The sequence below is a fragment of the Nocardia pseudovaccinii NBRC 100343 genome (assembly GCF_001613225.1).
GTDB classification, from domain to species: domain Bacteria; phylum Actinomycetota; class Actinomycetes; order Mycobacteriales; family Mycobacteriaceae; genus Nocardia; species Nocardia pseudovaccinii.
The window spans coordinates 1-11,893 of record NZ_BDBY01000281.1; the positions used below are offsets into that span (position 1 = coordinate 1).

General features: G+C 66.6%; 1 protein-coding gene and 1 pseudogene. Both read left to right on the top strand.

Annotation, left to right across the window (positions count from 1 at the left end; all coding sequences use genetic code 11):
* Nucleotides 1-3,776: non-ribosomal peptide synthetase (locus NP3_RS34285; protein ID WP_157124738.1), on the top strand; the 3,776-nt coding region annotated here is incomplete at its 5' end.
* A 180-nt stretch (nt 3,777-3,956) separates the two neighbouring features.
* Nucleotides 3,957-11,893: pseudogene (locus NP3_RS34290) on the top strand (non-ribosomal peptide synthetase); the annotation flags it as partial.

Sequence of the window (11,893 nt, forward strand, 5' to 3'; positions counted from 1 at the left end):
ATGCGATCGTGACAGCCGGTGGTGCGTATGTGCCGTTGGATCCGGATCATCCGGGGGAGCGGATCGCGCATATCCTCGATACCGCCGCACCCGTCTGTGTGCTGACCACGACGGCCGATGCCGTTTCAACGGGCGATACGCCGGTGGTGTACCTGGATACCGTTGAGCTGTCGGCATTCTCGGGGGATCCGGTGCTGCCGACGGAACTGTTGCGGCCGGTTTCGCTGGACAGTCCCGCCTACGTCATCTTCACCTCGGGCTCCACCGGCCGCCCGAAAGGTGTTGCGGTCACCCATGCGGCCATCAACAACCAGATCGAGTGGATGCTCGCGCACTACCCGCTGGGTTCCGATGATGTGTATCTGCAGAAGACCGCCACCACATTCGACGTATCCCTGTGGGGGTACTTCATGCCGTTGCGCGCGGGTGCGAAGCTGGTGGTCGCCACGCCCGACGGTCATCGCGATCCGGCCTATCTCGCGGAAATGATTGCCACGCAACGGGTTACTGTCACCGACTTCGTGCCGTCGATGTTGACGGTGTTCGCCGCGCATCTGACGCCCGGGTCCTGCCCGACCCTGCGCGATATCTTCGTGATCGGCGAGGCATTGCCGCCGGAGACGGTGACCGCGCTGCGTGCGGTATCGGATGCGGCGGTGCACAACCTGTACGGACCGACCGAGGCGGCGGTGTCGATCACCGCATGGCGCGCGGACGCGATCGAACAGACCACCGTGCCGATCGGCCTGCCGCAGTGGAATTCGCAGGTCTACGTGCTGGATTCGCGATTGCGGCCGGTGCCTGCCGGGGTGGTCGGCGAGCTGTATCTGGCTGGGACCCAACTGGCGCGCGGCTACGTCACCCGGCCGGATCTCACGGCGGATCGTTTCGTCGCCGACCCGTTCACCGCCGGGGCGCGGATGTACCGCACCGGTGATCTCGTCGTCTGGCGCGCGGACCCGCGCCGGTTGGAGTACTTGGGCCGCAGCGACTTCCAGGTGAAGTTCCGTGGTCAGCGCATCGAACTCGGCGAGATCGAGACCGCGCTACTCGCGCAACCTTCGGTCAGCCAAGCCGCGGCATTGGTTGCGCAAGATCAGCTGGTCGGATACGTGGTGCCGCGGCCGGGGCAGCAGGTCGAGTCGCAGGAATTGCGGACCGCGGTGGCCGAAGCGCTTCCGGCGTATATGGTTCCGGCCGCCATTGTGGCGCTGGATGCCTTCCCACTGAATACCAGCGGCAAACTGGATCGCAAGGCACTGCCCGCGCCGACCTTCACCGCACGCGAATTCCGCGCTCCGATCACCGCGACGCAGGAGATCGTCGCTGCCGTCTTCGCCGAGGTGCTCGGCATCGAGCGGGTCGGCCTCGATGACGACTACTTCGCACTCGGCGGTAACTCGCTGCTGGCTACCAGGGTCATTGCGCGAATCAACGATGCGCTTGATACGAATGTCGCCGTGCGCGATCTTTTCGAGACTTCGACCGTCGCCGCACTCGCCGCCGGAATCATCCCCGGTGCGGGCCGTGCCGCCACCGCGCGCGTACCGCTGACCAAGGCCGAGCGCCCGGAGCAGGTGCCGCTTTCCCTTGCCCAGCAACGAATGTGGGTGCTCAATCGGATCGATCCGGAATCTCCGGCATACAGCCTGCCGTTCGCGATCCGGCTGTCCGGCGAGCTGGATGTCGCGGCGTTGCGCCAGGCCGTCGAGGACGTGCTGGTGCGGCACGAGGCGCTGCGCACCCGGTTCCCCACGGCGGGTACCGGTGGGCAGGCGTATCAGGAGATTCTGCCTGCCGCCGAGGTGCTGCCCGATGGGCTCGAGGTCGAGACCACCACCGATGTGTTCGGCCGGGTCGTCGAGCTGGCGTCGGCCGGATTCGATGTGACCGAAGCGGTTCCGGTGCGGGCTCGACTATTGGCCGACGGGGACGGGTTTGTGCTCGTTGTCGTGGTGCACCACATTTCGGCCGACGGCGCTTCGCTCGCCCCGTTGGCTCGGGATCTGGTGACCGCGTATCTCGCTCGCGTGGGCGGTGCGGCTCCCGGCTGGTCGCCGCTTCAGGTGCAGTACGCGGATTTCGCACTCTGGCAGCGCGAGGTCATCGGCACCGATGACGACGAGAACTCGGTGGCCGCAGGGCAATTGGCGTACTGGCGTGAGCAGCTCGCCGGGCTGTCGAGCGCGCCGGTGTTGCCGCTGGATCGTCGACGTCCGGTGGCGGCGTCGGGGCGTGGCGCATCGGTCGGCTGGACCGTGCCCGCCGAGGTGCACGAGGGTCTCGTCCGGATCGCGCGCGAGCATCGATCCTCAGTGTTCATGGTGGTGCACGCGGCGCTGGCCGTCCTGCTCGCCCGGCTGTCCGGTGGTTCGGATATCGCCATCGGCACGCCGATCGCCGGGCGCGGTCAGCGGGCGTTGGACGAGCTGGTCGGCATGTTCGTCAATACGCTGACGCTGCGCACATCGGTCGAGCGCGGCATGGCATTCGACGATTTGGTCGAGCAGACGCGTGCGACGGATCTGGCCGCGTTCGCGCATGCTGATCTGCCGTTCGAGCGGGTAGTCGAGGTGATCGCCCCCGGACGTCCGTTGTTCCAGGTGATGCTCGTCTTCCAAAATCTCGAGCAGCCGAGTCTGGAGCTGCCGGGACTCGCCGTCGCGGCATTGGACGCGGGCGAGGCCGTCGCGAAGTTCGATCTGCAGGTGGTCGTCGAACCGCGCCTGCGGGCGGATGGGACGCCGGATGAGCTGGTGACGGTATTCACCTATGCCGCAGACCTTTTCGAGGAATCGACAGTGCGTGGGCTGGGGCGCATGCTGGAGCGCATTCTGACCGCTGTGGTCGCCGATCCGGGCGTGCGCATCGGCGGCATCGATATTGTCGACGAGCAGGATCCGGTTCGCACCGCGAGCGACGCCACGATCACCACCGACGGCACCGAGCTGACCCACCTGCTGACCGCCGCGGTGGAGGACGATCCGGACGCGCCCGCACTGGTGTGGGGCGAGGAGGAAATGCCCTACCGGAAGCTCGATGCCAAGTCGTCTCAGCTGGCCAGGGTGCTGATCGGGCGTGGTTGCGGTCCGGGGACGGGTGTGGCGATCCGGTTGGAGCGCGGTCCCGACTGGGCCGTGGCCGCGTGGGCGGTGCTCAAGGCGGGTGCGGCGCTGGTACTGCTGCCCGCGGACGAGTCTTCGATACCGGATGAGGTCTCCGTGCGGGTCGGGTTGACCACCGATGCGAGTCCGATCGGTGACGGCATCGAATGGCTGCGCCTCGACGATGCGGCGACCAGCGCCGAAATTTCTGCGCAATCACTGCGACCGGTGAACCACGCGAATCGGACCGGGGTGCTCAGCGGGTCCGATCCGGCCCTCGTCATCGCCGCGACCGGGGTGCGGATGAGCTACGACGAGCTGGCCACCGCGGCCGATCGCCTGCGTGTCCGCACCGACCTGACCTTCGAATCGCGCACCTTCCAGCACGGCCGGTCCGATTCGGCGGCGACGCTGCTCGAGGTGGTGAGCGCCGGTGCGACCGGGGCCGGTCTGATCGTGGTGCCGGGTGCCGAAGACCTGGGTGCGTCACTCGCCGAGGAGTGGGTGACGCATCTGATCGCCGATCGGGCCGCGCTGGCCGCCATCGATACCGCCCAGCTGGCGGATCTGCGGGCGGTGGTGCTCGAGCAGGGCACATCCGCCGAGGTCGTGGTGCCCGAATCGGCCGAGATCGTGCCGTTGGATGAGCTGCTGCCGGTGGTGTCGAGCTGAGTAGATGACGGTGCATGGGGGGAGGTTGAGATGTAACGACAAACGCTAGGAAGTAGTCCCGGAAATGCTCGGCTTGTTCGAAGGTGTGTTGGCATTCGCGCGCGGTGCGCGACAGGGGTTCCGCGGATGACGCGGCCTAATCGCGAGCGGCCCAACCGGACTCGACGCGCGCGGATCAAGACCCTGCCGCAATTGCTCACCACCGCCGTCGAGGCCAATCCGGCCGGAGTCGCGGTTGTCTTCGCCGATGCCACAGCGACGCTGGCGCAGTTGAGTTATGCCGAACTCGATGATCGGTCGAACCGCTTGGCCCGCTTGCTGATCGAGCGCGGTATCGGTCCGGAGGATTTGGTCGCGGTCGGTATCCCGCGTTCGGCGGAATCGATTGTCGCGGTGTGGGCGATCGCCAAGGCCGGTGCCGGATTCGTGCCCGTCGACCCGAACTACCCTGCCGATCGCATCGCGCACATGCTGTCGGATTCCGGTGCGGCACTCGGCCTCACCGTCGCGGCGGTGGATCTGCCCGGCGGCCCGGAGTGGCTCGCCATCGATACCTCGGACATCGCGGCATATTCGGCGGAACCGATCACCTACACGGATCGGATCCGGCAATTGCGTGCCGAGCATCCGGCCTATGTCATCTACACCTCCGGATCGACCGGAACGCCCAAGGGTGTGGTCGTCACCCAGGCCGGGCTGTCGAATTTCTGTGATGAGCAGCGCGAACGCTATACGCTCACCGCCGATTCGCGCACACTGCATTTCGCCTCGCCCTCCTTCGACGCATCGGTATTGGAGTTGCTGCTCGCGCTGAGCCGGGGCGCGACCATGGTCGTCGCCGCACCGACGGTGTACGGCGGCGCGGAACTGGCCGCGCTGCTGCGCCGGGAGCGGGTGACGCACGCCTTCATCACTCCGGCCGCGCTCGCCTCGCTGCCCGCCGACGGGCTGGACGAATTGCGCGTGGTGGTCGCGGGCGGTGAGGCCTGTCCACCGGAGTTGGTGCAACGCTGGGTAGTGCCGATCGCGGATGGCCGCACGCGGGAATTCTTCAATGGATACGGTCCGACCGAGACCACGATCATGACGAATATCAGCGCACCGCTGGTGCCGGGCGAACCGGTGACCATCGGTGGGCCGATCCGCGGGATCACCGAATATGTGCTGGACGAGGAGCTCGCGTCGGTGCCGGGCCGGGTCGTCGGCGAACTCTATATTTCCGGTGCGCAGGTGGCCCGCGGCTATCACGAAAGACCCGGCCTGACCGCCGCTCGGTTCGTGGCCGATCCGTTCGGTGAGCCGGGTTCGCGGCTCTACCGCACCGGTGATCTGGTGCGCTGGACGGCCGAGCGAGAGCTGGAGTATCTGGGGCGCAACGATTTCCAAGTGAAGATCCGCGGTTTCCGCATCGAACTCGGTGAGATCGATGCGGTGCTCGCCGCGCACGACGGCGTCGATTTCGTGGTCACCATCGGTCACGAACAGGACAGCGGCGCGACGATTCTGGTGTCATATGTGCGTGCCGTCGACGGTGTTGCCATCGATACGACGGAACTGACCGAGTTGGCCGCACGCAAACTGCCCGCCCATATGGTGCCGAGCGCCATTATGGAGCTCGATGAGATCCCGCTGACTCCGGTCGGCAAGCTGGATCGGCGGGCGCTGCCCGCACCGCAATTGCGCACCAAGACCTTCCGAGCGCCGTCGGGTGCGATCGAGCCGGTAGTCGCCGAACTCTTCGCCGATGTTCTCGCGCTCGACGTGCCGGTCGGCGCCGATGACGACTTCTTCGAACTCGGTGGCAACTCGCTGATCGGCACCCAGTTGATGGCGCGCCTCGGTGCCGCGCTGGATGCCAGGATTCCGGTGCGTCTGCTTTTCGAGACGCCGACCGTGGCCGGGCTGGCCGCCGCGGTGGCGGAACACGCGGGGGCGGGCGACCGCAAGGCATTGGTTGCCGGGCCGCGTCCGGAGGCGATTCCGCTGTCGCTGGCGCAGCAGCGGATGTGGTTCCTGAATCGGTTCGATACCGCATCGGCGGCCTACAACATCCCGATCGCGGTGCGATTGAGCGGTGCGCTGGATGTGGCCGCGCTGCGGGCGGCGGTCGCGGATCTGGTTGCGCGTCACGAGGTCCTTCGGACGGTATACCCCAACACCGATTCCGGGCCGGTGCAGCTGATTTTGCCCGCGGACCAATCGATTCCCGAGCTGACGGTCCGGTCGGTTGCGGCCGAACAGCTCGAATCCGCCGTGCGCGAATTGCTTTCGACGACATTCGATGTGACCGCCGAGGTGCCGCTGCGGGTCGGCTTGTTCGAGGTCGAGGACGCGCCTGTCGAATTCGTATTGGCGCTGGTGGTGCACCATATCGCCGGTGACGGCACCTCGATGGGACCGCTGACGCGCGACCTGATGACCGCCTACGCCGCACGGTCGGCCGGTTCCGCGCCCGGCTGGACGCCGCTGCCGGTGCAATACGCGGATTACAGCATCTGGCAGCGCGAACTGCTGGGCAGCGAGGACGACACGGAGTCGTCGGCGGCCGGACAGATTGCCTACTGGCGGGACGCACTCGCGGAGCTGCCCGATCAGCTGGATCTGCCGACGGATCGGCCGCGGCCTCCGGTGCAGTCCTTCGCCGGTGGCAAGGTTCCGGTGCTTATCGATGCCGAAACCCACCGTGCGCTGGTCGAATTGGCGCGCTCCGAGGGCGCGACGCTGTTCATGGTCGTGCACGCCGCATTGGCGGTACTGCTGGCCCGGTTGTCGGGTACCGATGACATTGCCGTCGGTACGCCGATGGCCGGTCGTGGTGAAGCGGCGCTGGACGAGCTGATCGGCATGTTCGTCAATACCCTGGTGTTCCGGACCCGGGTCGATGAATCCGCACCCTTCACCGAACTGCTCGCGCGGCAGCGCGAGACGGATCTGGGGGCATTCGCCAATGCCGATGTGCCGTTCGAACGACTGGTCGAGGTGCTGAATCCGGTTCGCTCGACCGCGCGGCATCCGCTGTTCCAGGTGGGGTTGTCGTTCCAGAATCTTGCCGCGACGAGTCTGGAGCTGCCCGGACTGACCGTCGCGGCGGTGGACTTCGATGCCGCGGTGTCGCAGTTCGATCTGCACTGGATCATCGGCGATCACTACGACGAGTCGGGTCGGCCCGCGGGTATCAGCGGTGCCGTCACCTATGCACACGATCTGTTCGACGAGCGGACGGTTCAGAGCTTCGTGGCTCGGTTCGCGCGCTTGCTCGGCGAGATCGCCGCCGCACCGCGCACCGTAGTCGGTGAGCTGGAACTGCTCGACGCTGCCGAACGGACCGAGCTGGTCTACGGTCGCAATGCGACCGACCATGCGGTGGATGCGTCGGCGACGCTGGTGTCGCTCCTGGATGCGACTGTGGCCGCCACACCGGGTGGGGTGGCGCTGATGGGTGCGGACGGCGAACCGGTGACCTATGCCGAGCTGGACGGGCGAGTGAACCGTCTTGCGCGGCATCTGATTTCGCGAGGTGTGGGCCCGGAGTCGCGGGTGGTGCTCGCCTTCCGCCGCTCGGTGGATCTGGTTGTCGCGATGTACGCCGTGGCCAAGGCCGGTGCCGCGTATGTGCCGGTGGATCCGGATCAGGCCGCCGCGCGGACCGACTACATACTGGGTGCCGCGGCACCGGTCTGCGTATTGACCAATGCGGCGGCGGGTTTCGATACCGACCTGGCACCGGTCGTGCGACTGGACCGGCTCGACCTCGGTTGGCTCGCCGAGACACCGATCACCGATGGTGAGCGGGCAAGGCCGCTGCGCGCGGCGAATACCGCGTACGTGATCTTCACATCGGGTTCGACGGGGCGGCCGAAGGGGGTCGCGGTGTCGCATGCCGCGATCGTCAACCAATTGCTGTGGAAGACCAGCGAATTCATGCTCGGTCCCGGCGATGCGGTGCTGTTGAAGACGGCCGCCACCTTCGATCTGTCGGTGTGGGAGTTCTGGTCGGCGGCGGTATTCGGCGGGCGATTGGTGCTGGCCCACCCGGACGGGCATCGCGATCCGGATTATCTGAACGATCTGATGGCGCGGGAGTCGGTGACCACACTGCATGTGGTGCCGTCGATGCTGGACGCGCTGTTGACCGGTCGGCTGCCGTTCACCTTGCGGCGGGTGCTGGTCATCGGTGAGGCATTGCCCGCGGGGCTGGCACAGCGATTCCGGGACACCTATCCGCAGAAGGAACTGATCAACCTGTACGGTCCGACCGAGGCGGCGGTGTCGGTCACCAGCCATCGGGTGACCGATGCGGATTCGGTGTCGGTGTCGATCGGTGCGCCGGAGTGGAACAGCCGCGTCTACGTGCTGGATTCGCGGTTGTGTCCGGTGCCTGTTGGTGTTTCGGGTGAGTTGTATCTGGCCGGTGCGCAATTGGCGCGTGGCTACTTCGGGCGGGTCGATCTGACCGCGGAGCGGTTCGTGGCGAATCCGTTCGAGTCGGGTGCGCGGATGTATCGCACCGGTGACCTGGTGGCCTGGAATGCTGATGGTGAGTTGGAGTATCGCGGCCGCACCGACTTCCAGGTGAAGATCCGCGGTTTCCGGATCGAGTTGGGTGAGATCGAGGCGGCATTGGTCGCGTTGGCGGAGGTCGCGCAGGCGGCGGTGATCGCGGATGCCGATCAGCGGACCGGTGATCGGCTCGTCGCGTATCTGGTGGGCGTCGATATCGATGTGGCACAGGTGAAGTCGGCGCTGGCCCAAGTACTGCCGTCCTATATGGTGCCTGCCGCCTATGTGGTCCTGGCCGCGCTGCCGCGCACCGTCAACGGCAAACTGGATCGAAAGGCATTGCCCGCGCCCGAGTTCGAAACCCAGGTCTTCCGTGCGCCGTCGACGCCGATCGAGGAGATCGTCGCCGGGGTGTTCGCGGATGTGCTCGGGGTGGCTCGGGTTGGTATCGATGACGACTTCTTCGCGCTCGGCGGCAATTCGCTGATCGCAACCCAGGTGGCGGCGCGCCTGGGCGCTGCGCTGGATACACAGGTACCGGTGCGGGTGTTGTTCGAGGCGACCACCGTCGCGGCACTGGCGGTCCGGGTGGAGCATGGGGTCGGCTCCGGTCGGCGCCTCGCATTGGCGGCGGGTACGCGACCGGATCGGGTGCCGTTGTCGCTGGCGCAGCAGCGAATGTGGTTCCTGAACCAGTTCGATACCGCTTCCGCCGCGTACAACGTGCCGGTCGCGGTGCGGCTGTCCGGTGCGCTGGATATCGATGCGCTGCGCTTGGCGGTCGCAGATGTGATTGCCAGGCACGAGGTGCTGCGCACCGTGTATCCGACTCGCGACGGTATCGCGTATCAGGTGATTCTGCCTGTGGGACAGTCGGTTCCGGATCTGACGGTCCTCGACATCACTGTTGATGAGCTGCGGGATCGAATCGTCGAGCTGGTCGGTGCCGGGTTCGATGTGACCGCCGAAGTGCCGGTGCGTGCCGAATTGCTGCGTTGCGACGGCGACTACGTGCTGGTGCTCGTGGCCCATCACATCAGCGCCGATGGCTGGTCCATGGGGCCGCTGACCCGTGACCTGATGCTGGCCTATGTCGCGCGCACCGGTGGTTCGGCGCCCACGTGGACGCCATTGCCGGTGCAATACGCGGACTTCGCGATATGGCAGCGGGCGGTACTCGGCTCGGAATCGGATCCGGATTCGCTTGCCGGACAGCAGGTGTCGTATTGGCGGCAGGCACTGGCCGAGCTGCCGGATGAGCTGAACCTGCCGTCGGATCGGATTCGGCCCGCCGTCCCGTCGTTCGTCGGCGGGCGGTGCGATATCCCGATCGATGCGCAGTTGCACGCGGCGCTGCTGCGATTGGCCCGCGAGCACAATGCGACCCTGTTCATGGTGGTCCACGCCGCGCTGGCGGTACTGCTGGCGCGGCTGTCGGGCACCGGCGATATCGCCATCGGAACGCCGGTCGCCGGACGTGGCGAGGCCGAACTCGACGATGTCATCGGCATGTTCGTCAATACGCTCGTGCTGCGCACCGAGGTATCGGGCGGCAGCACCTTCGCCGAACTGCTGGCCCACGCCAAGGATGTGGACCTACAGGCCTTCGCGCATGCGGACATCCCGTTCGAGCGGTTGGTGGATCTGCTCGAACCGGAACGGTCGACGGCACGGCATCCGCTGTTCCAGGTTGCGCTCTCGTTCGAGAACCTGCCGGACAACTCGTTCGAGCTGCCCGGGTTGCAGGTCGCTCCGGTGGATTTCGATCTCATCATCGAGAAATTCGATCTGTCGCTGGCGATTCGCGAGTCGGGTTCGGGCATGTTCGCCGCGTTCACCTATGCGCGCGATCTTTTCGACGACGCGACGGTGCACGTCTTCGCGGATCGATTCGTGCGGCTGCTCACCGCGATTGTCGCGGATACGGAAACAGCGGTGGGTGATCTGCCGCTGCTGGCCGACTCCGAGGTCGAATTCCTGACGCGGGTGCAGCCGGATCATGTGATGGCGGGTGGGCTGCTGCCCGATCTGCTGTTGCGCGGGCTGCGCCACGGTGCGGACCGTGTCGCGGTCCGGTATGCGGGCCGGTCGATCAGCTACCGCGAACTCGACCGGTACTCGTCGCGGTTGGCCAGGGTGCTGATCGAGCGCGGTGTCGGTCCGGAAAGCCTTGTCGCGCTGGCCTTGCCGCGCTCCTACGTGATGGTCGCCGCGGTGCTGGCCGTCGCCAAGGCCGGTGGCGCACATGTGCCGATCGATCCGAACCATCCGCTGGAACGGGTGCGGTACCTGCTGACCGACTCGGCCGCGGTGGTCGGACTGACCGCCACCGAGTACCTCGGCGGCCTCCCCGATGACGTGCCGTGGCTCGCACTCGACGATTCCACGACGGAAGCGTTGTGCGCCAACCGATCCGCCGCGCCGATCACCGATGCCGATCGGATCGTTCCGCTGCGTCTGCACCACCCGGCCTATGTCATCTACACCTCGGGCTCGACCGGTATGCCCAAGGGCGTCACGGTGACCCACTCCGGGCTCGGCGGCCTGCTCGCGCATGCGATCGAGCTGTACCGGTTGGAGCCGACGCGTCGCTTCCTGCATATCTGTGCGCCGAGCTTCGATCCGTCGGTACTGGAATGGCTGTGCGCCTTCTCGGTCGGCGCGACACTGGTGATCGTGCCCTCCACCGTGCCGGGCGGGCCCGAACTCGCTGAGCTGCTGCGCGCGGAACGGGTGACGCACGCGATCATCACCCCGGCGGTCCTCGGCACGGTGGACCCGACCGGCCTCGACGACCTCGAGATGCTCTCCGTTGGCGGCGATGTCACCACGCCGGAACTGCTGGCCAAGTGGCAGCCCGGTCGCAGGTACTACAACGGCTACGGCCCGACCGAGACGACCATTATTTCGTCGTATGCGGAATTGACCGCGGAACAGCACATTACGATCGGCACGCCCGTGCGCGGCATGTCCGCACTGGTGCTGGACGGGCGGCTGAATCCGGTGCCGCCCGGGGTGACGGGTGAGCTGTATCTGGCGGGCGGCGCCCTGGCCCGCGGTTACCGCAACCGAGCCGGGCTGTCCGCGGAACGTTTCGTCGCCAACCCGTGGGGTGAGCCGGGTGCCCGGATGTACCGCACCGGCGACCTGGTCCGCTGGTATGCGACTCCCGCGGGCGCATGGGAGCTGGATTATGTGGGGCGTAGCGACTTCCAGGTGAAGGTTCGCGGCTTCCGTGTCGAACTGGGTGAGATCGATGCGGTGCTCGGCGGTCACGAGGATGTCGAATTCGCGGTCACTCTCGGCCACGAAACCGCCGCTGGCGCAACAGTACTGGTGTCGTATGTGCGTCGCGTGGCGGAACGTGCTGTCGACGCGGACCGGCTCACGGAATTCGCGGCGCGGGTACTGCCTTCGCATATGGTGCCTTCGGCCATCGTCGTTCTCGACGAGGTGCCGCTGACCACCAATGGCAAGCTCGACCGCAACGCGCTGCCCGAGCCGCAGTTCACCGCCACGGTGTCGCGGGCGCCGTCCGGTCCGCTGGAATCGCGGATCGCCGAACTGTTCGCGCAGGTTCTCGGCGTGCGGCTGGTGGGAGCTGATGACTCGTTCTT